At 75.1% G+C, this 25,850-nt stretch carries 32 protein-coding genes; 17 read left to right on the top strand and 15 right to left on the bottom strand.

Going from position 1 to position 25,850, the window contains the following annotated elements; genetic code table 11:
• Positions 1-6 precede the first annotated feature (6 nt).
• Positions 7-744 carry an SDR family oxidoreductase gene (locus ACVJO7_RS25980; protein WP_491675043.1) on the bottom strand — a complete coding sequence of 246 codons (738 nt, stop codon included), beginning with the start codon at positions 742-744 and terminating at the stop codon, positions 7-9.
• A 107-nt stretch (positions 745-851) separates the two neighbouring features.
• Here ACVJO7_RS25980 and ACVJO7_RS25975 point away from each other — a divergent pair, with 107 nt between their 5' ends.
• Both ACVJO7_RS25975 and sigJ read left to right on the top strand, forming a co-directional pair.
• A complete protein-coding gene (locus tag ACVJO7_RS25975) occupies positions 852-1,934 on the top strand; it encodes an NAD(P)/FAD-dependent oxidoreductase (protein WP_491675042.1) in 1,083 nt (360 codons plus the stop codon).
• Positions 1,931-2,803 carry an RNA polymerase sigma factor SigJ gene (gene sigJ / locus ACVJO7_RS25970; protein WP_491675041.1) on the top strand — a complete coding sequence of 291 codons (873 nt, stop codon included), beginning with the start codon at positions 1,931-1,933 and terminating at the stop codon, positions 2,801-2,803. The genes ACVJO7_RS25975 and sigJ overlap by 4 nt, the downstream gene beginning before the upstream one ends.
• A 362-nt stretch (positions 2,804-3,165) precedes the next feature.
• Here the strand turns inward: sigJ and ACVJO7_RS25965 are convergent, their stop codons facing one another.
• Complete coding sequence (locus ACVJO7_RS25965; protein ID WP_491675040.1) at positions 3,166-4,152, bottom strand: AraC family transcriptional regulator; 987 nt, start codon at positions 4,150-4,152, stop codon at positions 3,166-3,168.
• 134 nt (positions 4,153-4,286) lie between these two features.
• Between ACVJO7_RS25965 and ACVJO7_RS25960 the strand changes: the two genes are divergently transcribed.
• The 3 genes from ACVJO7_RS25960 (at position 4,287) to ACVJO7_RS25950 (ending at position 5,975) form a co-directional block, all read left to right on the top strand.
• Positions 4,287-5,162, top strand: a complete 876-nt coding sequence (locus ACVJO7_RS25960) for an NAD(P)H-binding protein (protein ID WP_491675039.1) — start codon at positions 4,287-4,289, stop codon at positions 5,160-5,162.
• Positions 5,159-5,569: an anthrone oxygenase family protein gene (locus ACVJO7_RS25955; protein WP_491675038.1), complete on the top strand. Its 411-nt coding sequence runs from the start codon at positions 5,159-5,161 to the stop codon at positions 5,567-5,569. Before ACVJO7_RS25960 ends, ACVJO7_RS25955 begins: the two co-directional genes overlap by 4 nt.
• A gap of 127 nt (positions 5,570-5,696) precedes the next feature.
• Entirely contained in the window at positions 5,697-5,975 is a 279-nt protein-coding gene (locus ACVJO7_RS25950; protein WP_344021554.1) for a hypothetical protein, read from the top strand.
• 73 nt (positions 5,976-6,048) lie between these two features.
• Here ACVJO7_RS25950 and ACVJO7_RS25945 read toward each other — a convergent pair whose 3' ends face one another.
• Both ACVJO7_RS25945 and ACVJO7_RS25940 read right to left on the bottom strand, forming a co-directional pair.
• Positions 6,049-7,512: a peptide MFS transporter gene (locus tag ACVJO7_RS25945; RefSeq protein WP_491675037.1), complete on the bottom strand. Its 1,464-nt coding sequence runs from the start codon at positions 7,510-7,512 to the stop codon at positions 6,049-6,051.
• Between the two features lie 54 nt (positions 7,513-7,566).
• Positions 7,567-8,556 carry a Gfo/Idh/MocA family protein gene (locus ACVJO7_RS25940; RefSeq protein WP_491675036.1) on the bottom strand — a complete coding sequence of 330 codons (990 nt, stop codon included), beginning with the start codon at positions 8,554-8,556 and terminating at the stop codon, positions 7,567-7,569.
• Positions 8,557-8,659: 103 nt separating this feature from the next.
• Between ACVJO7_RS25940 and ACVJO7_RS25935 the strand changes: the two genes are divergently transcribed.
• On the top strand, positions 8,660-9,067 hold the full coding sequence (locus tag ACVJO7_RS25935; protein WP_344021559.1) for a VOC family protein: 408 nt from the start codon (positions 8,660-8,662) through the stop codon (positions 9,065-9,067).
• A gap of 51 nt (positions 9,068-9,118) precedes the next feature.
• Here ACVJO7_RS25935 and aroQ read toward each other — a convergent pair whose 3' ends face one another.
• Genes aroQ through ACVJO7_RS25920 form a run of 3 tightly spaced genes read right to left on the bottom strand, consistent with a single transcriptional unit; the run spans position 9,119 to position 11,424 of the window.
• Positions 9,119-9,592 carry a type II 3-dehydroquinate dehydratase gene (gene aroQ / locus ACVJO7_RS25930; protein ID WP_491675065.1) on the bottom strand — a complete coding sequence of 158 codons (474 nt, stop codon included), beginning with the start codon at positions 9,590-9,592 and terminating at the stop codon, positions 9,119-9,121.
• A 9-nt stretch (positions 9,593-9,601) separates the two neighbouring features.
• On the bottom strand, positions 9,602-10,270 hold the full coding sequence (locus ACVJO7_RS25925; RefSeq protein WP_344021561.1) for a response regulator transcription factor: 669 nt from the start codon (positions 10,268-10,270) through the stop codon (positions 9,602-9,604).
• Complete coding sequence (locus ACVJO7_RS25920) at positions 10,267-11,424, bottom strand: sensor histidine kinase (protein WP_491675035.1); 1,158 nt, start codon at positions 11,422-11,424, stop codon at positions 10,267-10,269. Before ACVJO7_RS25920 ends, ACVJO7_RS25925 begins: the two co-directional genes overlap by 4 nt.
• A 168-nt stretch (positions 11,425-11,592) precedes the next feature.
• On the opposite strand from ACVJO7_RS25920, the gene ACVJO7_RS25915 reads away from it, so the two are divergent.
• From ACVJO7_RS25915 to ACVJO7_RS25900, 4 genes are read left to right on the top strand one after another with little or no spacing between them, the layout of a single operon-like run.
• Positions 11,593-12,132, top strand: a complete 540-nt coding sequence (locus tag ACVJO7_RS25915) for a DUF1707 SHOCT-like domain-containing protein (RefSeq protein WP_491675034.1) — start codon at positions 11,593-11,595, stop codon at positions 12,130-12,132.
• The gene (locus ACVJO7_RS25910) at positions 12,129-12,626 is read left to right on the top strand and encodes a hypothetical protein (RefSeq protein ID WP_491675033.1); all 498 of its coding nucleotides are present in this window, start codon (positions 12,129-12,131) and stop codon (positions 12,624-12,626) included. Before ACVJO7_RS25915 ends, ACVJO7_RS25910 begins: the two co-directional genes overlap by 4 nt.
• A gap of 31 nt (positions 12,627-12,657) precedes the next feature.
• Positions 12,658-12,990, top strand: a complete 333-nt coding sequence (locus ACVJO7_RS25905) for an ArsR/SmtB family transcription factor (RefSeq protein ID WP_344021568.1) — start codon at positions 12,658-12,660, stop codon at positions 12,988-12,990.
• The gene (locus tag ACVJO7_RS25900; protein ID WP_491675032.1) at positions 12,974-13,462 is read left to right on the top strand and encodes an SRPBCC family protein; all 489 of its coding nucleotides are present in this window, start codon (positions 12,974-12,976) and stop codon (positions 13,460-13,462) included. Before ACVJO7_RS25905 ends, ACVJO7_RS25900 begins: the two co-directional genes overlap by 17 nt.
• 26 nt (positions 13,463-13,488) lie before the next feature.
• On the opposite strand, the gene ACVJO7_RS25895 is transcribed toward ACVJO7_RS25900, so the two are convergent.
• Positions 13,489-13,989, bottom strand: coding sequence for a DnaJ family domain-containing protein (locus ACVJO7_RS25895; protein WP_491675031.1), 501 nt, complete (start codon positions 13,987-13,989; stop codon positions 13,489-13,491).
• Between the two features lie 73 nt (positions 13,990-14,062).
• Here ACVJO7_RS25895 and ACVJO7_RS25890 point away from each other — a divergent pair, with 73 nt between their 5' ends.
• From ACVJO7_RS25890 to ACVJO7_RS25875, 4 genes are all read left to right on the top strand, one after another.
• Positions 14,063-14,710 carry a nuclease-related domain-containing protein gene (locus ACVJO7_RS25890; RefSeq protein WP_344021572.1) on the top strand — a complete coding sequence of 216 codons (648 nt, stop codon included), beginning with the start codon at positions 14,063-14,065 and terminating at the stop codon, positions 14,708-14,710.
• A gap of 94 nt (positions 14,711-14,804) precedes the next feature.
• Positions 14,805-16,904 (top strand): chorismate-binding protein, encoded by a 2,100-nt coding sequence (locus ACVJO7_RS25885; protein WP_491675030.1) that lies wholly within the window; start codon positions 14,805-14,807, stop codon positions 16,902-16,904.
• 256 nt (positions 16,905-17,160) lie between these two features.
• The gene (locus tag ACVJO7_RS25880; protein WP_491675029.1) at positions 17,161-18,054 is read left to right on the top strand and encodes an alpha/beta fold hydrolase; all 894 of its coding nucleotides are present in this window, start codon (positions 17,161-17,163) and stop codon (positions 18,052-18,054) included.
• Positions 18,054-19,067 carry a TIGR03617 family F420-dependent LLM class oxidoreductase gene (locus tag ACVJO7_RS25875; protein ID WP_491675028.1) on the top strand — a complete coding sequence of 338 codons (1,014 nt, stop codon included), beginning with the start codon at positions 18,054-18,056 and terminating at the stop codon, positions 19,065-19,067. Before ACVJO7_RS25880 ends, ACVJO7_RS25875 begins: the two co-directional genes overlap by 1 nt.
• A 70-nt stretch (positions 19,068-19,137) precedes the next feature.
• Here ACVJO7_RS25875 and ACVJO7_RS25870 read toward each other — a convergent pair whose 3' ends face one another.
• The 7 genes from ACVJO7_RS25870 to ACVJO7_RS25840 form a co-directional block, all read right to left on the bottom strand.
• Positions 19,138-19,542, bottom strand: coding sequence for a transglycosylase family protein (locus tag ACVJO7_RS25870; RefSeq protein WP_425563604.1), 405 nt, complete (start codon positions 19,540-19,542; stop codon positions 19,138-19,140).
• 370 nt (positions 19,543-19,912) lie between these two features.
• A complete protein-coding gene (locus tag ACVJO7_RS25865; protein ID WP_491675027.1) occupies positions 19,913-20,317 on the bottom strand; it encodes a hypothetical protein in 405 nt (134 codons plus the stop codon).
• A gap of 2 nt (positions 20,318-20,319) precedes the next feature.
• On the bottom strand, positions 20,320-20,952 hold the full coding sequence (locus tag ACVJO7_RS25860; RefSeq protein WP_344021582.1) for a class I SAM-dependent DNA methyltransferase: 633 nt from the start codon (positions 20,950-20,952) through the stop codon (positions 20,320-20,322).
• Positions 20,953-21,026: 74 nt separating this feature from the next.
• On the bottom strand, positions 21,027-21,431 hold the full coding sequence (locus ACVJO7_RS25855; protein WP_344021584.1) for a hypothetical protein: 405 nt from the start codon (positions 21,429-21,431) through the stop codon (positions 21,027-21,029).
• A complete protein-coding gene (locus ACVJO7_RS25850; RefSeq protein ID WP_344021586.1) occupies positions 21,418-21,855 on the bottom strand; it encodes a DUF1707 SHOCT-like domain-containing protein in 438 nt (145 codons plus the stop codon). Before ACVJO7_RS25850 ends, ACVJO7_RS25855 begins: the two co-directional genes overlap by 14 nt.
• A 65-nt stretch (positions 21,856-21,920) precedes the next feature.
• Positions 21,921-22,445 (bottom strand): PadR family transcriptional regulator, encoded by a 525-nt coding sequence (locus ACVJO7_RS25845; RefSeq protein WP_344021588.1) that lies wholly within the window; start codon positions 22,443-22,445, stop codon positions 21,921-21,923.
• A gap of 16 nt (positions 22,446-22,461) precedes the next feature.
• Entirely contained in the window at positions 22,462-23,466 is a 1,005-nt protein-coding gene (locus ACVJO7_RS25840) for a hypothetical protein (RefSeq protein WP_491675026.1), read from the bottom strand.
• Between the two features lie 220 nt (positions 23,467-23,686).
• Here ACVJO7_RS25840 and ACVJO7_RS25835 point away from each other — a divergent pair, with 220 nt between their 5' ends.
• From ACVJO7_RS25835 to ACVJO7_RS25825, 3 genes are all read left to right on the top strand, one after another.
• On the top strand, positions 23,687-24,010 hold the full coding sequence (locus tag ACVJO7_RS25835) for a putative quinol monooxygenase (RefSeq protein WP_344021591.1): 324 nt from the start codon (positions 23,687-23,689) through the stop codon (positions 24,008-24,010).
• Positions 24,011-24,268: 258 nt separating this feature from the next.
• Positions 24,269-24,835 (top strand): L,D-transpeptidase, encoded by a 567-nt coding sequence (locus ACVJO7_RS25830; protein ID WP_491675025.1) that lies wholly within the window; start codon positions 24,269-24,271, stop codon positions 24,833-24,835.
• Between the two features lie 119 nt (positions 24,836-24,954).
• Entirely contained in the window at positions 24,955-25,794 is an 840-nt protein-coding gene (locus ACVJO7_RS25825; RefSeq protein WP_491675024.1) for a class I SAM-dependent DNA methyltransferase, read from the top strand.
• Positions 25,795-25,850 lie beyond the last annotated feature (56 nt).

Genomic DNA, 25,850 nt, shown 5'->3' with positions numbered 1-25,850 from the left:
CGTCGCTCAGCCTCTGGCCAGCCAAGGCATCGTCGTCGCGGCGATGGTCAGGAACTGCACGTTCGCCGACAGCGGTAGCCCGGCCATGTGGACGACGGCGTCGGCGACGTGCCGCACGTCGAAGGTCTGCTCCGGCCGGACCGTGCCGTCGGCCTGCTTCGCGCCGGTCGCGATGCCCGCGGTCATGTCGGTCGCCGCGTTGCCGATGTCGATCTGCCCGCAGGCGATGCCGAACTCCCGGCCGTCCAGCGACAGCGACTTGGTCAGCCCGGTGATCGCGTGCTTGGTGGCGGTGTAGGCGGCGCTGCCGGGGCGCGGCGCGTGCGCCGAGATCGAGCCGTTGTTGATGATCCGGCCGCCCTGCGGGCGCTGGGCGCGCATCGCGCCGAACGCGGCCCGCGCGCACAGGAAGGAACCGGTGAGGTTGGTCGCGACGGTGGCGTCCCAGTCCTCGACGGCGATCTCGTCGACGGTGCCGCCGGGGCCGAACGTGCCGGCGTTGTTGAACAGCAGGTCGACCCGGCCCCAGCGGTCGTCGACGGCCGCGAACAGCGCGGCGACCGATCCGGGATCGGTCACGTCGACGGCGACGGTGAGCGCCCCGGCGTGACCGGCGGCGACGGCGTCGAGCCGCTCGGTCCGCCGGCCGGCGAGCACGACCCGCCAGCCGGCGTCGAGCAGCCCCCGCGTCACCGCCTCCCCGATGCCCGATCCGGCCCCGGTCACCACCGCCACCCCGCTCATGCCCCCACCCTGGCACGCGTACCGGCGTGATCCGGGCCACACAGCGTCACGCCGCGGGCGCCCGCCGGTGTCCCCATCCCGACCGACGACGACGGAAGGGGACGGTCATGGGACGTGCGGTGGTGGTGGTCGGGGCCGGGTACGCCGGGATCGCGGCGGCGAACCGGATCGCGGCGGGCTCGGACGCGCAGGTGACGGTGGTCGGCCCGCGGGAGGTGTTCGTCGAGCGGATCCGGCTGCACCGGCTCGCGGCGGGCAGCGGGGAGGCGACGGTGCCGCTGCGGGCGGTGCTGCACCCGCGGGTGCAGCACCGGTCCGGGCTGGCCACGCTGATCGGGGCCGGCCCCGGGAACGACAGCCCTGGGAACGACACGGTGCTGCTCGACGACGGCTCGACGGTGCGGTTCGATCGGCTGGTGTACGCGGTCGGCAGCGGCGATCCCGATCCTGATCCCGGCGCGGACGGGTACCGGGTCGACTCGCTGGAGGACGCCCGCCGGCTGCACGCCGCGGTCGCCGCGCTGCCGGCCGGGGGCACGGTCGCCGTCGTCGGGGGCGGGCTGACCGGGGTGGAGACGGCGACCGAGCTGGCCGCCGCGCGGCCCGACCTGGCGGTCCGGCTGGTGACCGACGCCGAGGTCGCGGGCGGGCTCCCGGCCCGCAGCCGGGACCGGGTCCGGGCCCGGCTGCGCGCGCTCGGCGTCGGGCTGCGCGAGCGCACCCGGGTCACCGGCACCGCGGATCCGGGCGCCGACGTGGTCGTGTGGGCGACCCCGCCCGCGGTCCCCGATCTCGCCCGGCGCAGCGGCCTGCCGACCGACGACGCCGGGCGGCTGCGGGTGGACGCGACGCTGACCGCCCTCGGCGATCCGCGGATCGTCGGCGCCGGGGACGCGATCAGCGCCCCGCCGGAGGTCGGTTTCGTGCGGGCCAGCTGCCAGGCCGCCATCCCGCTCGGGAACGCGGCCGCCCGCACTGTGCTGGCCGGGCTCGCCGGCCGGGCCGCACCGGCGGCGTCGGTCGTCTACGGCGCGCAGTGCCTGGCGCTCGGGCCCGGCGCGGGACTGGTGCAGCTCGTCGACACCCACGACGTGCCCCGGCGGATCGCGATCGGCGGCCGGGCCGGCGCGGCGATCAAGGAGCAGGTGGTCCGCCACACGCTGCGCGCGATCCGGAGCCGGGCGGCATGACCGGCCCGGACCCGCTCGCCGAGTTCGGCGCGCACCGCGGGCTGCTGTTCCGGCTGGCCTACGATATCCTCGGCAGCGTCGCGGACGTCGAGGACGTGCTGCAGGACAGCTGGCTGCGCTGGACCGAGGTGGACCACGCGCGGGTGCTCGATCCGCGCGCCTACCTGGCCCGGCTGGTCACCCGGCAGGCGCTGAACCGGCTGCGCAGCACCGCCAGGGCCCGGGAGACCTATCCCGGGACCTGGCTGCCCGAGCCGCTGCCCACCGGCGAGGACGCCTCGGACCGGGCGCTGCGGACCGACGACGTCACGGTGGCGATGCTGCTGGTGCTGGAGAGCCTCTCGCCGGAGGAGCGGGCGGTGTTCGTGCTGCGGGAGGCGTTCGGGATCGACTACGACGAGATCGGCGCGACCCTGGACCGGCCGGCGGCCACCGTGCGGCAGATCGCGCACCGGGCGCGCGAGCACGTGCACGCCCGGCGGCCGCGGTTCACGGTGCCCGCGGACCGGGCCCGGCAGGTCGCCGAGGCGTTCGTCGGTGCCGCGCTGGGCGGGGACGTCGCGGCGGTGACGGCGCTGCTCGCACCGGACGCCGTGCAGATGTCCGACGGCGGCGGGCGGGCCTCGGCGGCGCTGCGGCCGATCGTCGGGCAGGATCGGGTGGCCCGGTTCCTGGTCGGGATCACCCGGTGGCCGATCCCCGGGCCCGGACCCGAGTTCGGCGTGTTCAACGGGATGCCCGGGGTGCTGGTGCGCGACGGCGACACCGTGGACACGGTCATGCTGTTCGAGGTGTCCGAGGTGGACGGCGCCGACCTGGTCACCGCTGTCTACGCCGTCCGCAACCCGGACAAGCTGGCCCATCTCTGACCGGCCCGATCGGGCAGCATCGGGCTCTCTCGGATCCGGGCTAGAGAACCGCAGACGACGGCATCGACGCGCCTCGATGCCGTCGTCTACCCGTTTCTCGGACTCACCCGAGAAACGGCCATAACTCGGCATCGACGCTCCGATCGGAGCCTCTACCGCTTTCTAGCTCATGGCCGAGACACGTGAACACTTCGCCATCGAGCATGCTCGATGGCGGCGCATACCACTCTCTACCGTTGTCACGATACTGCTCGATAGCGGGCGATCGAGCAGTATCGGCGACCGCACCCCGGTCGCGTCGTCGCAGCGTAACACCCCTGCGTCGAACGTGTGTGCGACACCCCGCGGAGCCGGACGAACGGTCAGATCGCCTCGGCGAACGCACCGAGCCCGGCCGGTCCCCGGGCCGCCGCCCGACGCCGCACCCGCCCGGCGGGCTCGCCGACCACCCGGACGAAGGCCCGCGCGAACGCCGCCTCCGAGCGGTAGCCGAACCGCCGGGCGGCCTCGGCCACCGTGACATCTCCCCCCGACAGGACGTCGACGGCCGCGTGCATCCGCCAGCGGGTCACGTAGGCCATCGCCGGCTCGCCGACCAGCTCGGTGAACCGGGCGGCGAACGCCGACCGGGACATCGTCGCCGTCGCGGCCAGCGACGCGACCGTCCAGTCCCGGTCCGGCTCCCGGTGCACCGCGGCGAGCGCGCGGCCGATCCGGTCGTCGGCGAGCGCGCCGAGCCATCCGGTGCGGGCCGCCGCGTCGCGTTCCAGCCAGCCGCGGACGGCCTGGATGACCAGCACGTCGGCCAGCCGGGTGATCACCGCGGCGGCGCCGGGGCCGCCCTCCTCCACCTCGGCGGCGATCAGCCGCAGGGTGTCCTGCACCCGGTCGCCGACCGGCGACGGCTCGACCCGGATCAGGCCGGGCAGCCGGTCGACGAGATCGCCGGCCGCGGGATGGCCGAACCGGACGGCCCCGCACACCATCCGGGTCACCGGGCCGTCGCCGCCGTGCCGGAGCAGCGCGTAGCGGCCGTCCAGCATCGGATGCGGGATCGACCGGATGTCCGGCGCGAACACCTCCGGGGCGCTGCGCAGCACGTGCCCGGCGCCCTGCGGGACGAGCGCGAGCTCGCCGGGGCGCAGCAGCAGGTCGTCGTGCCCGCCGACCGTCAGCCGGCAGCCCCCGGAGGTGACGACGTGGAACCACAGGCAGCCGGGTGTCGCGGGCAGCGTCATCCCCCACGGCTCGCCGAGCTCGGAGCGGCAGTAGAAGACGCCGTCCATCCGTAACACGTGCAGCGCCTCACCGACCGGGTCGGCGGCCGGGAACGGCGGCGCGGTCTGCATGAGGCACAGCATGACAGCCCGTCCACAGTCGATCCCCAGCTGTGGACGAACAAGCAGGAACTGTGGACGAACAGCGATCGTGCGTCCGGTACCTGGCGGAGATGCTGGATCCACATCGACGAGAGGGGACCATCGTGATCACCGTTCTGGGGGCGACCGGGAACGTCGGCTCGCAGGTCGTCCGCGAGCTGCGGGCGGCCGGCGTCGCGGTGCGGGCGGTCGGGCGCGACGCGGACCGGCTGGCCGCCGCGGCCGCGGCCGGCGCCGAGCCGTGCACCGGCGACATCACCGACACCGGTTTCCTGCTCCGCGCGTTCGACGGCGCCGCGGCCGCCTTCACCCTGCAGCCGCTCGACCTGTCCGAACCGGACCACGCCGCGCACCAGCGCCGGGTGGGCGAGGCGGTGGTCGCGGCACTGCGCGGCGCGCGGATCGGCCGGGTGGTCGCGCTCAGCTCGCTGGGCGCCGAGATCCCGGGCGGGCCGGACCTGTCCGGCACCGGCTTCCTCGGCGGCCTGTACGAGCAGGAGCAGCGGCTGGCGACGCTGGACGCCCGGGTCACCCGGATCCGGCCGGGCCTGTTCCTGGAGTCGTTCCGGCCCGCGTTCGACACGATCCGGGCCCACGGCGGGCACGCCGACTCGATCGACCGGGACCGGGCGCTGCCGATGGTCGCCACCCGCGACGTCGGCAGGGCCGCCGCGGCCGCGCTGCTCGACCCGGCCGGACCGGCCGTCGTCGAGGTGCCCGGGCCCGCCGACCGGACGGTGCCCGAGGTGGTCGCCGCGCTCGGCCCGGCACTCGGCGTGCCGGGCGCCGGCTACACCCGGCTCCCCGACGCGGAGCTGACCGCGGTGCTGCTGGACGCGGGCCTGCCCCCGGACGTCGCCCGGCTGCAGGTGGCGATGAACCGGGCGTTCAACGACGGGCGGGTGCGCGCACACGCACCGCGCGGCGACGCCGGGGGACTGCTGACGGTCGAGGCATGGGTGGCGGAGGCGGTCGCATGAGCGCCGCGCTCGCCGCCGCCGGGTCCGGCCTGCTCGGCGGGGTCTACCTGGCGTTCACGACGGCGGTAATGCCCGCCCTGCGCCGCCGGCCGGACGCCGAGGCGGCCGCCACCATGCGCGAGGTCAACCGGGTGATCCTGAACCCGGTGTTCGGGACGCTGTTCGCCGGGACCGCGCTCGCCTGCGGCGCGGCGCTGGTCACCGGGGCGCTGCACGGGGAGCCGCTGCGGATCGCCGGGGCGGTGGCCGGGCTGGCCGGCTTCGCCGTCACCGCGGCGGTGAACATCCCGCTCAACACCGCGCTGGACCGCGGCGGCCCGTGGTCGGCGTTCGACCGGCGATGGACGCGGGCGAACCACCTCCGGACGGCGACCTCGGCACTCGCCGTGGCGCTGCTGCTGCTCTGAGTCCACATCCAGTCGAACGTGTGTGCGACATCTCGGGCACACCCCTGGCGGCGGGGCGGGGCCGGGATGCACCCTGGTCCGGCGCCCGCTCCCCCGGGCCGGACCCGACGCCCACCCACGGGGGAGCATGAACGCCCACGAACGACGCCGGTCCGCCGCGCTGCGCACCGACCGGGAGACCGTGCTCGCGGCCGCCGCCCGGCTGCGCCACGAGGCGGTCCAGGCGCACTACGCCGGCCTGGCCCGCCCGGAGTTCGCCTTCGGCCTGGCCTCGATCCTCGAACTGCTGGCACTGCGGGTCGCCGACCTGGATCCGGACGTCCGCGCGCACGTCGTGCGGGTCGCCCGGGAGATGACCGGGGACGGACTGGACCAGCCCTCGGTCCGGCGCACCCGTCGTCGGTGATGGTTGTCCACAGGCCGGTCCGGGTTGTCCACAGGTGTGCACACAGCTGGGGACAACTCGAACCGGCGTTCGATCAGCGGACGCCGGCCATGAGCACCTTCAGCCGCGGGACCGCCGCGATCACCACCAGCCCGACCACGATCGCGACGGCGCCGGTGATGCCGAAGTAGGCGATCTCGTTCTCCGCGCTGTAGAACTGCGCGAGCACCCCGGCGAGCACCGTGCCCATCGAGACGGACAGGAAGAACAGCGCCACCATCTGGGTCCGGAACGCCTGCGGCGCCAGCTTGGTGGACAGCGACTGGCCGACCGGCGAGGTGAACAGCTCGGCCACGCAGAAGACCAGCAGGATGCCGGCGACCGCGAGCAGCGGGGTGCCGTTCGGGCCGGTGCCGGCCAGGGGGACGAACAGCAGGAAGCCGATCCCGACCACGATCGTGCCGATCGCCATCTTCGTCGGCGACGACGGCTGGCGCGGCCCCAGTCGCGTCCAGACCGTCGCGAACACCCCGGCGAGCAGCACGACGAACAGCGGCTCGATCGCCTGCACCGATCCCGCGGGCAGCACGAACAGGCCGAACACCGAGCGGTCCAGCCGCTGGTCGGCGTAGATCGTCAGGACCGTGAAGATCTGCTGGAAGATCGCCCAGAACACGGCGCTGGCGACCCACATCGGCAGGAACGCCAGCACCCGCCTGCGCTCGGTCCGGTCCACCTTCGGGCTGGTGAGCAGCAGCGTGAAGTAGCCGACGGCGGCGACCGCGACGATGCCGGTGACGATGTAGTCCAGCCGCCCGGCGGTGATCACCCCGGCGAGCGTCAGCGCCACCGGCACGACGACCGCGGCGGCGCCGATCAGGCCGGCCCGCATCCGTCCGGCGGGCGGGAGCGGATTGGGCACGATCCGCCCCTCGGGCGGCAGGTTCCGGCGGGCGACCGTGTACTGGACCAGGCCGAGCGCCATCCCGACGGCGGCGAGGCCGAAGCCCCAGTGGAACCCGGCGGCCGTCTGCAGGGCCGGGGTGAGCAGCTGGCCGGCCAGCGCGCCGATGTTGATGCCCAGGTAGAAGATCGAGAACCCGGCGTCGCGGCGGTCGTCGCCGGGGGCGTAGAGCATCGCGATGATGGTCGAGGCGTTCGCCTTGATGCCGCCGCTGCCCAGCGCGACCAGGACGAGGCCGACGGCCAGGCCGGTCCCGCCGGGCAGCAGGGCCAGCGCGACGTGCCCGGCCATGACCGAGATCGCGCTGCCGAACAGCACCCGCTCCGGGCCGAACAGCCGGTCACCGGCCCAGGCGGCGAGGATCGTCGAGAGGTAGACGGTGCCGCCGTAGGCGCCCACCACACCCGCCGCGACGCCCTGGTCGTAGCCGAGGCCGCCGTCGGTGACGGAGTAGTACATGTACAGCAGCAGGATCGCCTGCATGCCGTAGAACGAGAAGCGCTCCCACATCTCGACGCCGAACAGCGTCCCGAGCTGGGCGGGATGACCGAGGAAGGTCTTCTCACGCGGTGGGGTCGTCGTGGGATCGGGCACCCGCCCGGTCTACACCCGTCGTTGCGCCGGGTAAAGATCGTCCACCCGGACCGGTCACAGGGTGGCGGGGCCCTCCTCCGGGACCATCCCGAGCTGGTCGGCGACGGCCGCCATCACGTCCTGCACGGTGATCGTGTCGGCCAGCGGCATCACCGGGCTCTCCTGCTCCCCGGCCGCGACCCGCAGGGTGACCTCGGCGATCTCGTGCGAGTAACCGCCGCCGGTGGCGGGCAGCACGATCTCCTCGGGCTCGGCGCCGTGCCGGTGCAGCTCGATCCGGTCCGGATGGTGGAAGCGCGGCGGCACCTCGATCCAGCCCTCGGTGCCGATCACCCGGGCCGAGCCGGGCATCGCGCACCGCAGGCTCGCCTGCAGGGCGGCGCTGCGGCCGTCCGGCCAGCCCAGCAGGATCGACTCCTCCAGGTCGACGCCGGTCGGCGCGAGCGCGCCGGTCGCGGCGATCACCGAGGGATCGCCCAGCACCATCTGCGCGAACGAGATCGGGTAGACGCCGAGATCGAACAGCGCGCCGCCGCCGAGCTCGGGGGCGAGGTAGCGGTCGCCCGCGTCGGACAGGTTCCGCACGCCGAGATCGGCCTGCACCGACCGGACCTCGCCGATCGCGCCCTCGGCGACCAGCTCGCGGAGCCGGACGATCGCCGGGAAGAACCGCGTCCACATGGCCTCCATCGCGAAGACACCGGTGCGCCGGGACGCCGCGGCGATCTCCCGGGTGGCCACCGAGCTGACCGTGAACGACTTCTCGACCATGACCGCCTTGCCGGCCTCGATCGCGGCCAGCGCGACGGCGCGGTGCTGCGGGTGCGGGGTGGCGACGTAGAGGACGTCGATCTCCGGGTCGTCCAGGACCGCCCGGTACCCGGTGTGCGTGCGGGCGATGCCGTGCCGGTCCGCGAACGCCGCGGCGCGTTCCGCGGAACGCGACGCCACGGCCACCACCTCGGCGCCGGGCACGTGCGGGAAGTCCCGCACGACGGCGTCGGCGATCCGGCCCGGTCCGACGATTCCCCACCTGACGGTCATGCCCCGATCCTGCCGGATCGTCACCGATGACTTCCCGGCGCCGTCCCGGTCCTTCCTCTCGTAACGGCGCCGACGACGGCGCCCCGGAGCACAGGAGCCCGCGATGCCCAGCTCGATCTTCGTCAACCTGCCCGTCGCCGACCTCGCGGTCGCCACGACCTTCTACTCCTCGCTCGGCTTCACGCTGAACGAGCAGTTCTCCGACGAGCAGACCGCGTCCTTCGTGATCAGCGACGCGATCGTCGTCATGGTGATGGTGGAGAAGCGGTTCATCGAGTTCACCGAGCAGTCCGGCACCGCCGACCCGGGCGGCGCCCGCGAGGTGATCAACGCGCTGGGCGTGGAGAGCCGGGACGAGGTGGACCGGCTCGCCGAGGCGGGTCTGGCCGCCGGCGGCACCCAGGGCGGGAAGACCCAGGACCACGGCTTCATGTACGGCCGCAGCGTCGACGACCCGGACGGTCACCGCTGGGAGTTCGTGTGGATGGACGTCTCGGCGATGGAGGGCTGAGCCGGCCGCGGCCCGGGAGTGCTGCGCGCCCGGGCCGGGCGCAGCGCGCGATCAGGCGGAGCGCACCGGGCGGAGCTTGCGGACCAGGCCGTCGATGGCGAGCGCGTAGCCGTCCACCCCGAACCCGACGACGATCCCGGCCGCCACCGGCGACACGTAGGAGTGGTGCCGGAAGCCCTCCCGGCCGTGCACGTTCGAGATGTGCACCTCGACGGTGGGCAGCTCGGCGCCCTCGATCGCGTCGTGCAGCGCCACCGAGGTGTGGGTGTAGGCGGCCGCGTTCAGCACCAGGCCGAGCGCGTCGCCGCGCTTCACCGCGGCGCCGGCCTCCTGGATCCAGTCGACCAGGGTGCCCTCGTGGTTGGTCTGCCGGAAGTCGAGTTCCAGGCCGTGCCCGGCGGCGGTCGTCGCGCAGAGCGCCTCGACGTCGGCGAGCACGGTCGTGCCGTACACCTCCGGCTTGCGGACGCCGAGCAGGTTGAGGTTCGGACCGTTGAACACGTACACGGTGGTCACCCCCGCGATCCTGCCACCTCACCCGGTCCAGCCCGGGCGGACCAGCCCGGACTCGTAGGCCAGCACCACCAGCTGCGCCCGGTCCCGCGCGCCGAGCTTGCTCATCGAGCGGCTGACGTGCGTCTTCGCGGTGGTCGGGCTCATGTGCAGGCGGGCGGCGATCTCGTCGTTGGACAGTCCGGCGGCGACCTCGACGAGCACCTCCCGCTCCCGGTCGGTCAGCGCGCCCAGGCGCGCGGCACCGGCCGGGCCGCCGCGGGACCGGGCGGCGAACTCGGCGATCAGGGTACGGGTGACGCCCGGCGCGAGCAGCGCCTCGCCGTCGTGCACGACCCGGATCGCCCGGATCAGGTCGGCCGGCTCGGCGTCCTTCACCAGGAAGCCGCTGGCGCCGCCGCGGATCGCGTCGAACACGTACGAGTCGTCGGTGAAGGTGGTCAGCACGATCACCCGCACCGCGCCCAGCGCGGGATCGGCACTGATCTCGCGGGTCGCGGTGATGCCGTCGGTGCCGGGCATCCGGATGTCCATCAGCACCACGTCCGGCAGGTGCTCGCGGGTGGCGGCGATCGCCTGGGCGCCGTCGGCGGCCTCGGCGACGACGGCCAGGTCCGGCTGGGACCCGAGCAGCGCCCGGAACCCGGACCGGACGAGGGCCTGGTCGTCGGCCAGCAGCACCCGGATCACCGGTCCACCCTCCCCGCCGGGAGGGTGGCGAGCACCCGGAACCCGCCGGACGGCCCCGGGCCGGCCTCCAGGGTGCCGCCGACCGAGCGGGCCCGCTCCCGCATGCCGGTCAGTCCGGTGCCGTCGGCGACGCCCTCGGCCGGGCCGCGGCCGTCGTCGTCGATCCGCAGCTCCAGGGAGTCCGCCGAGTAGGTCAGGGTGACGACCGCGGTCGCCGCACCGGCGTGCCTGCGGGTGTTGGTCAGCGACTCCTGCACGATCCGGTACGCGGCGAGATCGGTGCCGGTCGGGAGCGGCCGCGGCTCGCCGGTGGTGTCCCGGCGCACCGGCAGCCCGGCGGCCCGGGCCTCGTCGAGCAGTGCGTCGAGCCGGTCCAGTCCGGGGGTGGGCAACCGGGGCGCCGCCTCGTCGACCCCGCGCAGCACGCCGAGGGTGGAACGCATCTCGCGCAGCAGGTCCCGGCTGGCCCGCTTGATCTCGGTGAGCGCGGTGCGGGCCTGCTCCGGGTCGTCGTCCATCAGGAACAGCGCCACCCCGGCCTGCACGTTGATCAGCGACACGTGGTGGCCGAGCACGTCGTGCAGCTCCTGGGCGATCCGCAGCCGCTCCTCCCCGATCCGGCGGTGGCGCTCCTGCTCGGCGGCGAGGCGGGCCTGTTCGATCTGCTCCCGGCGGACCCGCCACAGCAGCCCGGCGGCGAACAGCACGGCGATCCAGGCGAGCAGCGGCCCGGTCGCGGCCCACGGCACCGCACGGCCGGTCAGCAGCAGCCAGCCGAGCAGCGTCACGGCTGCGGCACCGACCACCGCGAGCGCCCGATGGTGGTGCCCGGCCGCCACCGCGGAGACCAGCGCGACCGCGAAGGCGAGCCCGGTCGGCCCGGCCGGCGGGTAGCCCAGCCCGAAGTAGACGACCACCGCGCCGGCGGCCACCGCGAGCGCCGCGACCCGGTTCGCCCGGCGGAACACCAGGGCGAGCGGCCCGGCCGCGAGCAGCGCGATCCCGATCCCGTCCAGCGTGCCGGCCGGAGCCGCGTCCCACGGCCGGTGCAGCGCGAACGCGGTGCCGCCCGCGGTGAGCAGCGCGACCACGGCCGGCAGGACGAGGGTCCGCAGCACCCCGCCCCACCAGCTCGGACGGGTCGGGGTGGGCACGGGCGTCACGGTAGACCGGAGGACCGACGATCTGCGTCGTCCGCGCGGAGACGGCCGCGCTACCGCACCGGGAGTACCCGGGAGGGTCCGACCGGCACCGGGGCAGCAGGCCGATCGGCGACCACCGACGGACGCGCCGGCCCCGGCCCCGCCGCCACGCTGACCGGCATGACCGACACAGTGACCACCGATCCCGACGCATCCGACACCTCAGACACCTCCGGCCCGCCCGCCCCGCCCGCCCCGCCCGCCCCGGCCGCACCGGCCGGTGCGCACCGGACCGTCCCGCCCGGAGGGGACGCCGTGCTCGCCTCGGACGCCGAACGCGAGCACGTGACCAACCGGCTGCGGGCGGCCGCCGCCGAGGGCAGGCTGACCCTGGTCGAGGCCGACGAGCGGCAGGCCGCCGCGTACGCCGCGCGGACCCGCGACGAGCTGGTCCCGCTGGTCTCCGACCTGCCCCGGCCGGCCCGGCCGCCGCGCCCCCGGCGCGGGCCGCTGACGCCGCGGGCCCGCCGGATCCTGGCCGTGCACGGCGGGGTGACCGCCGCGGTGTTCCTGCTGATGGTGCTGCCCTGGCTGCTCGGCGCCGCCCCGTTCGTGCCGGTCGGACCGGTGCTGCTGATGCTGCTGATCCTGTTCGTGCACTCCCGCCGGGCCGAGCGGGAGCCCTCGCCGGACGCGACCGTGCCCGACGAGCTCCGGTGACCGGGGCAGTCGAGCGGCGGGCCGGCACGGCGGCGGCACCGCGCCGGCTGGGCCGCCGCCCGCGCGCGGTGCTGCGGACCGCGCACGTGGTGCTGGCGATCGGCTGGACCGGCCTGTCCACGGTGCTGCTCGTGCTCCCGGCCGCGGCACTGCTCCAGGGATCGGGATCGGAGTTCGCGGTGCCCGCGATGGCGCTGGTCGGCGGCGGTCTCGTCCCGTTCTTCGCGGTCGGGACCGTGCTCACCGGGGCCGCGCTCGGGATCGGGACGCCGTGGGGACTGTTCCGGTACCGCTGGGTCGTCGCCAAGACGGTGCTCTCGCTCGCCGTCATCGCCGGCTCGGTCGCGTTGAACACCGGCTGGATCGACGCCGCCGCGGCCGATCCGTCGCTGCTGTGGCCGCTGCTGCTCAGCGCGGCACTGCACCAGGTGATGCTGCTGTCGGCCACCGTGCTGTCGGTGGAGAAGCCGTGGGGACGGCTGCGCCGCGGTTGACACGCAACCATTTGGTTGCATAATTGGTCCCGTGACCGACGTGGACGCCGTCTTCCGGGCCCTCGCGGACCCGACCCGGCGCCGCATCCTCGACCGGTTGCACGAACGGGGCGGGCAGACGCTCGGCGAGCTGTGCGAGGGGCTGGGGATGAGCCGGCAGGCCGTGTCCAAGCACGTCGCGCAGCTGGAGTCGGCCGGGCTGCTGTCCGCCGTACGCCGCGGCCGGGAGAAGCTCCACCATCTCGACCCGGTGCCCATCCAGGAGATCCACGACCGGTGGATCGGGAAGTTCGAGCGCAGCCGGGTGCAGGCGATCACCGCCCTGCGCGCCGCGCTGGAGGACGGCGATGACCGAACCGAGTGACCGCAGCTACGTCTACACCACCTACATCCGCAGCACCGCCGAACAGGTGTTCCGGGCGCTGACCACGCCCGAGTTCACGATGCAGTACTGGGGCGGCGCCGAGCTGACCTCGGACTGGCGGGTCGGCAGCAGGCTGGAGGCACTGCATCCGGACCGGGAGGACTTCGTCGGCGAGATCGTCGCCGTCGAGCCGCCGCGCCGGCTCTCCTACACCTTCACCGGACGTGCCGAGGAGGAGCGCGGACGACCGCCGACGCTCGTCGAGTTCACCGTCGACCCGTTCGGCGACGAGGCGGTGCGGCTGCGGGTCGTGCACACCGGGTTCACCCCGGACGAGCAGGGCGACCAGGACATGCGCGACGTCGGCGAGGGCTGGCCCGCGATCCTCGCCGCGCTGAAGACGCTGCTGGAGACCGACCGGCCGCTGGCGTCGCCGGGGCACTTCGCGCCCCGGATCCCGGCCCGCGCCTGACCGGGTGGTGGCCGGCCGGCCGGCGGTCAGCGGCGCCGGGACCACCACCGGCGCCGGTCCGGCGCCGCGGTGCCGTCGTCCCCGGCGCCGGACCGGGCGGACGGTCCGGCGGGCGTCGGCCGGGGACGCTCCCGGGCGGCCCGCCACCGGGCGACGATCGCGTCGGCGTCCGGCCTGCGGATCGGCACCCACGGCCCGACCGGGTACCGCATGTGATCGACGACCCGCGCGTCGATCTCCTCGACGTGGTCGCGGACCCGGCGCTCGTCGGTGAACCGGGCGACGGTCCCGTCGATCCGGTCGAGCTCCTTGCGGAGCTGGACGGCCGGCGGCAGCAGCGCCTCGCCGGGGAGGCCCTCGCGCTCCAGGTAGCCGCGCACCCACCAGTTCGCGTCGACCGGGCCGGTCCGCCCGGCGCCCGGGAGCGGCTTGCCCCGGCCGGGCAGGTCGTCGAACTCGCCCCGCTCGACGGCCTCCCGGATCGCGCGCTCCACCGGCGACTCGGAACGCGGGTCCGCATCGTCCATCGGCGATCACCCCGGGACCGACGGTACCGCCGCGCAGACGTTTCCTGTCGGGGGTCGGGTCCACACTCCCGGCATGACCGACACCAGCCCGCTGATCGACCGCTCCCGCACCATCGACCTCGCCCGGCACCACCCCGGCCGCCGGGCCGGGCACGTCGCCGCGCACGTCCGCGGCACCGGCCTGCCGGACCGCAACTGGCGGCTCGGCGCCGACGGCGAGCTGCGCACCGCCCGGCTCCTGGAGCCGCTGACCGGCCGCACCCGCCGCGACCGGCTGCTGCACCGGCCACCGCGCTGGCGGGTGCTGCACTCCGTCCCGCTGGACGGCGGGGCCGCGGATCTCGATCACGTGCTGATCGGCCCGCCGGGGATCTGCGTGATCAACACCAGGCACCACCGGCACCGCACGGTCCTGCTCGACGGCGACCGGCTGGTCGTCTCCGGCACCGCGACCGACGCCGTGCCGCGGGCCCGCACCGAGGCCGACCGGGTGCGCGAGCTGCTGCTGCCCCGGCTGGGGCCGGACGGTGCCGGGGTGCCGGTGCGTCCGGTGATCGCGGTGGTGGGCACGCCGGTACGGGTGCGCCGCTGGCCGGACGACGTGGTCGTCGCGACCGAGGGCGCGCTGGTGCCCGCCCTGCGCGGGATGGCCCCGGTACTCGATCCCGGGGAGGTGGACCGGATCCACGCGATCGCCCGCCGGCCCGCGAGCTGGGTCTGAGGGGGCCGGCCGGGGGCTCTGTGGGTCATTGCGTCGACGTGCACTACGCCACCGGCCCCTTCCCGGCCGCCGATCGGGTCAGCATGCTCTGGCGGTGACCACCCCTGCTCCCGCACCGGCCCGGACCCGGTTGCACGCGCGACCGCTGCCCGTCACCGCGGGGGTCGCCGAGCTGGTCCGCCGGCTCGCCCACCGTGAGCGGATGGTCGCGTTCGCCGGTGGCTGGGCCTGGGGTGCGCTGGTGGCCTGCGATCCGGCGCTGGTCGCACCGCCGGGGGCGGATCCGTTCGCGGTGCTCGGTTCGGTGCCCCGGCCGGGTTCCGGCCCGGGGCACCGGGGGGTGGGCGGCGGCTGGTTCGGCGCGCTCGACTACGCCGAGCCCGGGATCCGGCCCGGATCGGTGCTGGGCTGGTACCGGGACGTGCTGCGGCACGACGGGGAACGCTGGTGGTTCGAGGCGCTGGTGTCCGGCGGGACCGGCGGGTCCGGGGATCTCCCGGTGCACCCCGACGAGGACTCGGCGGAGCGACGGCTCGCCGAGCTGCTCGCGGACCTGGACCAGGACCGGGGCGCGCGCAGCACCACGGAGCGGCCCGGCCCCGCCGCGCCGGTGCGGCTGGAGGTCGAGCGGTGGCCGGACCGGGACGCGCACCTGGCCGCCGTCGAGCGGTGCATCTCCGAGATCCGGCGCGGCGAGATCTTCCAGGCGAACATCGCGACCGAGCTGCGGGTCCGGCTGCACGGCGACGTGCACGACGCGTGGGCGGCGCTGGTCGGCGACGCGCCGCCGGCCCGCTCGGCACTCGTCGTCGCGCCCGGCCGGGTCGCGCTCAGCGCGAGCCCCGAGCTCTTCCTGCACCGCACCGGGGACCGGGTCCGCACGGCGCCGATCAAGGGCACCCGCCCGCGCACCGGCACGGACGACGAGCAGGAGCGGCGCCGGCTCGCGGCCTCGGTGAAGGACGCCGCGGAGAACGTCATGATCGTCGACCTGATGCGCAACGACCTGGCCCGGGTCGCGGTACCCGGCGGCGTCCGGACCGGTCGGCTGCTCGGGGTGGAGCCGCATCCCGGGGTGTGGCACCTGGTCTCCGAGGTGTGCGCGACGCTGCGCGAGGACGTCACCGATCACGACCTGCTCGCCGCCGCGTTCCCGCCCGGCTCGGTCACCGGCGCACCGAAGATCCGGGCGTGCGAGGTGATCGCGGAGTGCGAGGGCCGGGAGCGCGGCCTGTTCACCGGGGCCGTCGGCGGGATCAGCCCGCTGGCCGGGCTGGAGCTGAACGTCGCGATCCGCACCCTCGATCTCGGCCCGGCCGGTCCGGACGGGACCCGGCGCGGACGGCTCGGCGTCGGCGGCGGGATCACCGTCGACTCCGACCCGGCCGAGGAGTTCGCCGAGTGCCTCACCAAGGCGGCGCCGGTGCTCGCGGCGCTGGGCGGCCCGCCGCCCCCGCCGCCGGTCACGGTGACCCGCCCCGCGGAGCGCGCTGCCGGCCTGTTCGAGACGCTGGCCTGCACCGACGGCCGGGTGGGCCGGATCGGCGAACACGCCGCCCGGCTGCGGCGCAGCTATCTGGCCGTCACCGGCCGGGTGCTGACCGCGCCGCTGGAGGCCGAGATCACCGCCGCGGCCGGCGGGCTGACCGGCCACCACCGGCTCCGGGTCGAGGCGCTGCCCGGGGATCCGGCGCGGGTCGTCGTGCACGCGACCGCCTGGCCCGGCCCGGTGCCGCTCGACGGCCGGCCCGGGCTGGTGCTCGACGTCCGCCGCGGCACCGACGGCGAGTCGCACAAGTTCGCCGACCGGCGCTGGCTGACCGGGCACGAGGAGGCGTCCGGCGAGCACACCCCGCTGCTGTGCGATCCGGCCGGGAACATCCTCGAGTCGGCCCGCTCCGCGATCGCCGCCGTCCACGACGGACGGTTGTGGGTGCCCCCGCTGGACGGGCGGATCCTGCCCGGGGTCGGGCGCCGCGCGGTGCTCGACCTGCTGCCGCCGGACGCCGTCCGGATCGCCCCGCTGCCGCTCGCCGCGCTGGCCCGCACCGACGGGTTCTTCCTGGTCAACGCGCTGCGCGGGATCCAGTGGGTGCGCGAGGTGCGGGAGGACGGGATCCCGGGCGCCCGGTGGGACGCGCCGGACCCGTTGACCCGCAGGCTGGCCGCCGGGCTGGACCGGACCGCACCCTGATCCCGCCACCGGGTCCGGCCCGCGCCGCACCCCGACCGCGCCGCCGCACCCCGACCGGACCACATCGCACCTCCGGCTCGACGGCGCACCGTGTGGAGACGGTGCGACACCGACGACGGGGTGCGAGACAACCTCCGGGGTGCGAGGCGGCCGCGGCGGTCCCCAGCGGGGGTTGACCAGCGGGCATTGACCACCCGTCACGCCGTGGCGGACGATCCGGGCGAGTCCGATCCGACACCAACGGCGGTGCGCTCCCATGACGACCGAGACCTTCACCTTCACCGGCCGCGACGGCACCGCCGTCACCGCCTACCGGTGGCTCCCCGACCACGCGGACGGCGGGGCCGTGCGCGGGATCGTCCAGCTCACCCACGGCATGGGCGAGCACGCGCTGCGCTACGTCGCGCTCGCGGAGCAGCTGACCGGGCGCGGCTTCGCCGTGTACGCCCAGGACCACCGCGGGCACGGCGCGACGGCCGGCGGCCCGGACGGCTACGGCGTGCTCGGCGAGGACGGCTGGGACCAGCTCGTCACCGACGTCGGGCTGCTGTCCGGGCACGCCCGGACAGCGCACCCGGGCGCCCCGCTGGTGCTGCTCGGGCACAGCATGGGGTCGTTCGCGGTGCAGCAGCACCTGGTCGCCGACGTCGACCCGCCGGACGCGGTCGTGCTGTCCGGCACCGCCGTGCTCGACCTGATGGAGCAGGGCCTGGACCTGTCCGGCCCGCTGGACCTGTCGTCGTTCAACGCGCCGTTCGAGCAGCGCACCGGGTTCGAGTGGCTGTCCCGCGACCCGGCCCAGGTGGACGCCTACGTCGGCGACGCGCGCTGCGGCTTCGGCCTGGACCTGCCCGGCACCCGGGCGATGTTCGCCGCGGCCCGCCCGCTCGCCGACGTCGCGACCCTGAAGCGGATCCCCGGCGGCCTGCCGGTGTACGTCGTCCTCGGCGACGAGGACCCGGTCAACGCGGGCCTGGCACTGGTCCGCCCGCTCACCGAGCGTTACGCCGCGGCCGGGCTGTACGACGTGACGCTCCGGATCTGGCCGGGCGCCCGGCACGAGGTGTTCAACGAGACCAACCGCGACGAGATCGTCGCGGACCTGCAGACCTGGCTGGACCGGGTCGTCCCCGAACGGAAGGACGAATAGTGCGCGTCGACACCACCGGAGGCTTCTCGGCCGGCCCGCTGGAGACCGAGCAGACCGCGGTCGAGGCGGAGAAGGACGGCTACGACACCCTCTCGGTGCCGGAGACCTCGCACGACGCCTTCGTCGCGCTCGCCCTCGCCGCCCGCGCGACCAGCCGGATCCGGCTGCAGTCGGCGATCGCGGTCGCCTTCGCCCGGAACCCGATGACGCTCGCCTACCAGGCCAACGACGTCACGCTGGTCTCCGGCGGCCGGTTCGATCTCGGGCTCGGCTCGCAGGTGAAGCCGCACATCGAGCGCCGGTTCGGGATGCCGTGGAGCAGGCCGGCGGCGCGGATGGAGGACTTCGTGCTGGCGCTGCGCGCCATCTGGGACGCGTGGGCGACCGGCGACCGGCTGCGCTACGAGGGCGAGTTCTACTCGCACACCCTGATGACCGAGTTCTTCTCGCCCGGCCCCAACCCGCACGGCACGCCGCCGGTGATGCTCGCCGCCGTCGGCGAGCGGATGACCGAGGTGGCCGGCCGGGTCACCGACGGCCTGCTGGCGCACTCGCTGACCTCGCCGTCGTACCTGGCGGAGGTCACCCTGCCCGCACTGCGCCGCGGCCGCGGCGACACCGGCACGCTCGACGGTTTCGACGTGTGCCTGCCGGTGTTCGTGGTGCTCGGCGCCGATCCGGACGCCCGGGCCGCCGCCGCGGCCGGGGTGCGCAGGCAGATCGCGTTCTACGCGTCCACCCCGCCGTACCGGCCGGTGCTGGAGCACCACGGCCGCGGCGAGCTGGCGGACCGGCTCAACCGGCTGTCCCGGCAGCAGGCCTGGGACGAGATGGCCGGTCTCGTCGACGACGACGTGCTGGACCTGTTCGCGGTCTCCGGCACCCCGCAGGAGGTGGCCGCCGGGATCGTCGCGCGCTACGACGGGCTGGTCGACCGGGTGTCGCTGAACACCCCCTACGACGCCGATCCGGCGCTGGTGCACGACACCGTCGCCGGGCTGCGCACCGCCTGACCGGTCCCGCGGACGACGACGGGCGGCGCCGGACGCACCGGTCGCCGCCCGTCCCCGCGGGTGCCGTGGCTCAGCGCAGGCCGAGCTGGCTGGCGCAGGACGGCCAGGCGCCCCAGCCCTGGCCCTCGAGCACGTTCTCCGCGACGCGGATCTGCTCGGCCTTGCTGGCGTTGTGCGCCTCGCCGCTGCCGCCGTACGCCTTCCAGGTCGACGGCAGGAACTGCAGGCCACCGGAGTAGCCGTTGCCGGTGTTGATGCTCCAGTCGCCGCTGGACTCGCACTCGGCGAGCTTGTCCCACGTGGAGGTGGGCACCGACTGGCCGGGCGCGACGGCGGCGGCCGGCGCGACCGGGGTCGAGGTCTCGGGGGCGGCGTTCGCGGTGCCGGCCAGGGCGAGCGGGGCCCCGAACGCGAGGATGCCGGCCGTCAGAGTTCCGACAAAACGCCCACGGATGGACATACGGGTGCTGCTCATCGTGATTCTCACCTGGATCCGGACCCACGGCTTTCCGGGCGGGCCGTCCGACGCGGGGAGCGACGTCCGGTCTCACGGAGCTGCGCCCGTGGCCCGCGGCCCCGTCCCGTCCGTGGCGGATCGACTGGCCGGTGACCATGGGACGGGGCCGTCCTGGCGTGGTGGTTCCGGCGCTTCGGTGCACGCTCCCACCGCGGAACGGCGGGGAGCGACCACGAAGGTCGCCGACATCCCGAGATCGGGTCAAGCCGAGCCCCGGTGACGTATCACACCGGGATAACGAGAATCCCCGTCGTTCCAGGTCAGAACCGGATAACGACGATCACGGACGATCACGGCCCGGATCGTCTTGCTTTCATTCCGGAGATGTTCAGCGGGGTTTCCGGCCCGGATCACCGACCTTGCGCATGGTGAACACGGCGACCCGGACGACCATCGCGTCCAGCAGCAGCGCGCCGAACATCCACGGGTCCAGCCAGGCCGTCCAGGAACCGCCGCCGGCGACCGAGACCAGGCCGGGCACCAGGAACAGCGCCACCCCGAGACCACCCGCGACGGCGGCGGTCAGCAGCGCCGACGCGTCGGCGTGGCGGACCACCATGGCCAGCGCGACACCCGCGACGATGGCGACGATCCCGTCCAGCGCGGCCAGGATCGGCCCCTCGGCGCCGGTGCCGGCGGCCAGCCGGGCGTGCACCAGCGCGGTGAGCGCCAGCAGCACGATCAGGATGCGGCGCCCGACGACCGGGCCGCGATCGACACTCGCGGAGCTCACCGCTACCGCACCCTCAGGACCAGCAGCCGGCAGTCCACCTGCTGGCCGGAGCGGTAGGGGGCGATCTCGATGGAGACCGCCTCGACGAGATCGCCCGCGCACAGCCGGTCCACCTCGGCGCGGTAGCCGCCGGACTCCCACACGTCGTCCAGCACGGTCGCGACCAGGAACCCGCCCGGCCGGATCACCCGGGCGAACTCGGCCAGCGCCGACGGCCCGACATGTGCGTGGGTGAGCGTCCCGACGCAGACGACGACGTCGTAGCGGTCGTCCGGGAGTTCCAGCGCGGCCGTCAGGTCGGCCTCGCGCAGGTCGCGGTAGACGCCGGTCGCGCGGGCCTGCTCCAGCATCCCGGGCGAGAGGTCCAGCCCGTCGATCGTGCCGACCCCGCGCCGGTTCAGCTCGACGCCGACCAGGCCGGTGCCGCAGCCGGCGTCCAGCACCTCGCCGCCGGTCCCGGCCGCGGCGACGACGGCGTCGGCGGTCACCGACGGTGCGACGTAGCCCTGGGCGTCGCCGGTCAGGTCGGCGTCGTAGGTGGCGGCCCAGTCGTCGTAGAGGGCACGGGCGTCGTCCGGGCCGCTCAGCGTGTACGCGCGTTCCAGGTGGGGGTCGCCCCCGGTACTCGTGGCCATCCGCCGATCATCGTGGAGACCGGCCCGGCTGTCATATGCCGGGGTGCACCGCAGCGCCGGGAGCAGCCCGATGATCAGCGCCGGAGCAACCCCCGCTGCGGCCGGCCGGCCGCGAGGAACGACAGCGCGCAGAGCGCACCCCAGCCGGCCGCGACCATGGTCGCCTTCTCCCGGGCGTCCCGGTCGGGCAGCCGGGAGCCGAGCACCGCGAGATCGGCGACGTCGGCACCGACCCGGACGGCGATCGCCGTCTTCAACGGGGTGCCGGCCGGCGCGAACAGCATGGCCAGGCCGGATGCGATGTCCCGGCCGCCGACCGCCATCGTGAACGTCCGCTGCTCGGAGGTCGGCTCGCCGCCGTCGCCGACCAGCCCGGTGGGGCGCAGGAACAGCTCCGGCTTGGCGGTGATCGCCGCGCCGTAGGCGGCGGTGGCCGCGCCGAGCAGGCGCGGGATCCAGGTCAGGTCACGTCGGGCCATGCATCCGGCATACCCGCTCCGGGCGCGGCCCATCCCAGGACGGCGGGACCGGCATCGCCGGTGCCACGACGGTGCCCAGCACGAGCAGCGCACCCCACGGCCCGAGCACCCACAGCGGCCAGCTGTGCAGGCCCCCGCCGCCGAGCGCGACGGCCGTCCAGACCACCAGGCAGATCAGGCCGGTGAGCAGCCACGGGCCCCAGGCGGCGGTGAGCGCGATCCGCCTGCCCCGGGCGGCGCGCGCCGGATCCGGCAGTCGCGGCAGGTCGGCCAGCACGGCGGCCAGCTCGGCCCGGGTGCGGGCCGCGGTCACCCGGCCGCTGCGCTCGGTGAACTCGGCCAGGTCCAGGCGGCCGTCCCCGACGTGTCGTCCGAGCTGGTCGATCGCCTGCTCGCGCTCGCGGTCCCCGATGCGCAGGTCCATCCGCCCGCTCCCTCCGATTGGATACCAGAACTATCCGGTATCCGTTCGGGGTCGTCAAGCCGGAATCACATCTCGTCGAGGAAGGCCAGCGCGGCCTCGGCGGACACCAGCCGCCAGGTGACGAGCATCCGGTCGAAGTCCCCGGTGGCGTCCTGCCCGGTGCCGTCCCGCTCGCTGCGCAGCGCCGCGACGATCGGCTCCAGCTCCCGGCGCTGCGCCGCGACCAGCGGCGCCGGGTCCTCGCCGCGCCGGTGCAGCACGGCCAGCTTCAGCAGGAACTCCGAGCGCAGATCCCGCACGTGCGGCACCGGGGCGGCCAGCCAGGCCTCGACGCGCTCGCGACCGGACGCGGTGGACGCGTAGAGGGTGCGCGGCGGCCCGCCGCCGGTCTCGACCGCCTCGGCGGTGATCAGGCCGGCGTCGACCAGCCGCCCGATCGCCCGGTAGACCACCGGCCGCGGGATCTGCCAGACCCGGCCCAGGTGCCCGTCGGCGGCGGTGAGCGCGGCGATCGCGAAGCCGTGCACCGGCCGTTCGCCGGTGACGGCGAGGACCGTCCACTCGGCGAGCCCGAGCCGGACCTGCGTCATGCGTCCCAGCCTAGGTTCACCGGTTGACGGCGGCCTCGTTGCCCAGGTCCCAGGAGAAGCCGCGGTCGTAGAGGAACCTCAGCTCCGGATCGCTCTCCAGCAGCAGGTCCTGCCCGTCGCCGCGCAGTGCGACCCGGCCGTCCGGCCGGACCTCCCAGCTCAGCTCGACGGTGCGCTCGGTGTCGCCGAACATCGGCTGCGCCCCGGCGGTCACCGGCCGCAGCGTGGCCTCGACGACGCCGTCGCGGACCGGCCGGTAGTTCCCGGTGACCAGATCGCCGTTCGCGAGCCGGACCGACAGCCCGGCCGCCCCGGGGACCGGGTAGCTCGGGATCGGGATCTCCGGGCCGTCGTACACCCACTGCCCGAACGCGACCGACTGCCAGCGGGGGTCGTCGGCGAGCCGGGCCGCAGTCGGGGCCGGGTCCTCGACCACCCGGTAGACGCCCGGCAGCGCCAGCTCCGATTCCACCCGCGGCGGCTGCCCCTGCCAGAACAGGACGCCGCCGAGCAGCACGACCAGCACGCCGAGCGCCGGGGACGTCCACCGGGTCACCGCCCGCACCCGCGGCCAGGGCAGCAGCCGGGGCGTCCCCTCGGTCCCGGCGACCGGACGGCCGGCCACGAACCGCAGCACCCGCCCCAGCTCCGGGACCGCGACCAGCAGGAAGCCGATCGTGAGCAGCAGCGCGGGCTGCTTCACCGGCACGTCGAAGGTCATGTTGAGCAGGAAGACCGTGCCCAGCGCCGCCGTGCCGAGCAGGCCACCGAGCCACGCCGTCCGCCGGAACACCAGCAGCAGCGCGACGACGAGCTCGGCCAGGCCGGCCAGGAACTGGACCACCGGCGAGTACGCCATGAACGTCCACAGCAGACCCATCGGGCTCTTCTCGCCGACCGTGGTCAGCGCCGCGGAGCAGTCCAGCCGGCCCATCTGCGTCAGGTTCAGCTTGGACCAGCTGTAGGGGATCATCCAGACGATCAGCAGGAACCGGAGCAGGCCGTGCAGCACCCACAGCACGGTCCTCCACCGTGGACGAGCGGACGTCGGACCGGCCCCCGGGGTGCTCACAACCGACGGACCCTAGGCCGGACGGAGTATCCCGCGCAGCCGGTTTTCGGCCCCCACCGCCCGCGCCGGGCGTCCCGCATTGAGACGCACGGGCGGGGGCGGTCCGTGGAAGGATCGCCCGCGACGTTCCCGACGACCGTGAACAGACGACCGTGAACAGGAGGCCGGCGTGATCCTCATCGTCCTCAAGGCACAGATCCGCCCCGACAAGCGCGACGAGTGGCTGTCCGGGATCTCCGAGTACAAGAAGAACGTGAACTCGGAGCCGGGCAACATCTCCTTCGACTACCACGAGAACGTCGAGAAGGAGAACGAGTTCGTGATCGTGGAGGTGTTCCGCGACGGCGACGCCGGCACGGCGCACGTCAACACCGACCACGCGCAGACGTTCTTCCCGTTCATGTCGACCGTGGTCTCGGAGAAGCCGAAGATCAACTACCAGGACATCGACGGCGACGTGTGGAACGAGATGGCCGAGGTGACCCCGCAGTAGCGGCGCACCCCGCGCACACCCGCGCACACCCACCGACGCCGGCGCCCCGCCGCAGGGACGCCGGCGTCGTCGCGTTCCGGGGCACGCCGGGCAGCCGGGGACGATCGGGACGGGGGCGCACCGCCTGCGGGCGCCTCCCGGCGACCGGGCAGACTCTCCCCAGAAGTCGATCTTTGCGCCGGACAGCCGGACGGTGCGACGACGACCGCACGGCGCCGCACACCCCGAGCGGCGCGGGACCGACGAGGAGCACCCGGGATGGACACCCCCACCGCCGCAACCCCCGACCGGCAGCGCACCCGCCGCACCGCCGCACTCGCGCTCGGCATCACCGCCGTCGCCGGCGTCGCGCTCGGCGGCACCGCCGTCGCCGCCTCCCCGGCCGCGCTGGCGGCCTGGTCCCAGCCGCTGGTGCCGGGCACCCCCTGCTCGATCACCGCCAGCGCCTGCGTCGACCTGGACACCCAGCGGTCCTGGCTGATCACCGACGGGAAGGTGGTCCGCGGCCCGGTCCCGATCGCCTCCGGCGGGCAGGGCCGGGAGACCCCGGTCGGCCACTCGCTGCGCGTCTACCGCAAGGAGGCCACGCACGTCAGCCAGGAGTTCCTCGGCGCCGACGGCCGGCCCGCGCAGATGCCGTGGTCGGTGTTCTTCGAGGACGGCGGGATCGCCTTCCACGGCGGCGACCCGGAACGCGCGTCGGCCGGCTGCATCCACCTCGACGACGCCGACGCCCGCGCGTACTTCGAGCACCTGCAGATCGGCGACCAGGTGCAGGTCGTCAGCGCCGCGGCCGAGGCCGCCGCCCGCAGCTCCGCGCGCTGACCGCGGGCCCGGACGATCACCGCATCGGGGGTTGCTCCGCCTTCCGGGTAACGCGCGACCCGCCCAGGCGCGACACACCGGTCGTACCGCCCGTTCCCCACCCTTTCCGGAGCGCCCCGATGGCTGATGACCAGACCGCACGCCCGTCGCCGGTCGCACTCGCCCGCCGGGCCGCCCGGCTGACGCTCAGCGCGGGGGTCCGGGCCACCGCGGCGCCGGTCCGCGGCCTCGCCCGGCTCGGCCGGGACGACGCGGACCCGCGCTGGGCCGGGCAGACCTGGCTCTGGCAGCCCGGCTGGGGGCGGCGCACGCACGACCGGCTCTACCGGCATCCGGATCCGTACTCGATCGGGCTCAACCCCTACGAGCAGCAGAAGTACGCCGCCGTGATGGACGCGCTGTCCGGCCGCCGGTTCCGGCGGGTGCTGGAGGTCGGCTGCGGCGAGGGCGACCTGTCGGTGCGGCTCGCCGGGCACGCCGACGCGCTGCTCGGCGTGGACATCTGCACCGCGGCGGTGGAGCGGGCGGCCGCCCGGGTCCCGTCGGGGACGTTCGTCCGCCGGACGCTGCCGCGCGAGATGCCGGACGGCACGTTCGACCTGATCGTCTGCAGCGACGTCCTCTACTACTGGGAGCCGGTGACCCTGCGGGTCGGCATCGCGGCCCTGCTGGACCGGCTGCGGCCGGGCGGTGCGCTGCTGGCCTACCACTACCGCGGCGATTTCGGGCAGGTGAACACCGCCGACGCGGTGCACGACGGGCTGCACGCGGCCGGCACCGCGCGCGGCCTGGACACCCGCCAACAGGAGACCGTCGAGGGGGTCGGCCCCGGGGCGGCCGGGGCCCGGTTCTCGCTGGTCGTGCGGCCGGTCACCGCGCAGCCGCCGGTCGGCGGTGCGGCGGCGGTGCCGCAGCCGCGCACCGCGGGCACCGACGCACCCGCCCGCCCGCGTTCCTGAGTACCGGGCTGCACCGGACGGCAGAGCGTCCGCTGGACCGTCCGGCAGTTGTCGTC

The organism is Pseudonocardia sp. DxW, from assembly GCF_058448985.1.
This window is presented reverse-complemented; position numbering and strand designations above follow the sequence as displayed.

Coding starts and splice junctions, on each gene's coding strand:
- ACVJO7_RS25825 (WP_491675024.1), top strand. CDS start 24,955: ATGGCTGATGACCAGACCGCACGCCCGTCGCCGGTCGCACTCGCCCGC.
- ACVJO7_RS25870 (WP_425563604.1), bottom strand. CDS start 19,542: ATGAGCAGCACCCGTATGTCCATCCGTGGGCGTTTTGTCGGAACTCTG.
- ACVJO7_RS25900 (WP_491675032.1), top strand. CDS start 12,974: ATGACCGAACCGAGTGACCGCAGCTACGTCTACACCACCTACATCCGC.
- ACVJO7_RS25850 (WP_344021586.1), bottom strand. CDS start 21,855: ATGGACCTGCGCATCGGGGACCGCGAGCGCGAGCAGGCGATCGACCAG.
- sigJ (WP_491675041.1), top strand. CDS start 1,931: ATGACCGGCCCGGACCCGCTCGCCGAGTTCGGCGCGCACCGCGGGCTG.
- ACVJO7_RS25940 (WP_491675036.1), bottom strand. CDS start 8,556: ATGACCGTCAGGTGGGGAATCGTCGGACCGGGCCGGATCGCCGACGCC.
- ACVJO7_RS25890 (WP_344021572.1), top strand. CDS start 14,063: ATGACCGACACCAGCCCGCTGATCGACCGCTCCCGCACCATCGACCTC.
- ACVJO7_RS25965 (WP_491675040.1), bottom strand. CDS start 4,152: ATGCAGACCGCGCCGCCGTTCCCGGCCGCCGACCCGGTCGGTGAGGCG.
- ACVJO7_RS25980 (WP_491675043.1), bottom strand. CDS start 744: ATGAGCGGGGTGGCGGTGGTGACCGGGGCCGGATCGGGCATCGGGGAG.
- ACVJO7_RS25830 (WP_491675025.1), top strand. CDS start 24,269: ATGGACACCCCCACCGCCGCAACCCCCGACCGGCAGCGCACCCGCCGC.
- ACVJO7_RS25895 (WP_491675031.1), bottom strand. CDS start 13,989: ATGGACGATGCGGACCCGCGTTCCGAGTCGCCGGTGGAGCGCGCGATC.
- ACVJO7_RS25935 (WP_344021559.1), top strand. CDS start 8,660: ATGCCCAGCTCGATCTTCGTCAACCTGCCCGTCGCCGACCTCGCGGTC.
- ACVJO7_RS25845 (WP_344021588.1), bottom strand. CDS start 22,445: ATGACGCAGGTCCGGCTCGGGCTCGCCGAGTGGACGGTCCTCGCCGTC.
- ACVJO7_RS25855 (WP_344021584.1), bottom strand. CDS start 21,431: ATGGCCCGACGTGACCTGACCTGGATCCCGCGCCTGCTCGGCGCGGCC.
- ACVJO7_RS25915 (WP_491675034.1), top strand. CDS start 11,593: ATGACCGACACAGTGACCACCGATCCCGACGCATCCGACACCTCAGAC.
- ACVJO7_RS25860 (WP_344021582.1), bottom strand. CDS start 20,952: ATGGCCACGAGTACCGGGGGCGACCCCCACCTGGAACGCGCGTACACG.
- ACVJO7_RS25880 (WP_491675029.1), top strand. CDS start 17,161: ATGACGACCGAGACCTTCACCTTCACCGGCCGCGACGGCACCGCCGTC.
- ACVJO7_RS25975 (WP_491675042.1), top strand. CDS start 852: ATGGGACGTGCGGTGGTGGTGGTCGGGGCCGGGTACGCCGGGATCGCG.
- ACVJO7_RS25955 (WP_491675038.1), top strand. CDS start 5,159: ATGAGCGCCGCGCTCGCCGCCGCCGGGTCCGGCCTGCTCGGCGGGGTC.
- ACVJO7_RS25950 (WP_344021554.1), top strand. CDS start 5,697: ATGAACGCCCACGAACGACGCCGGTCCGCCGCGCTGCGCACCGACCGG.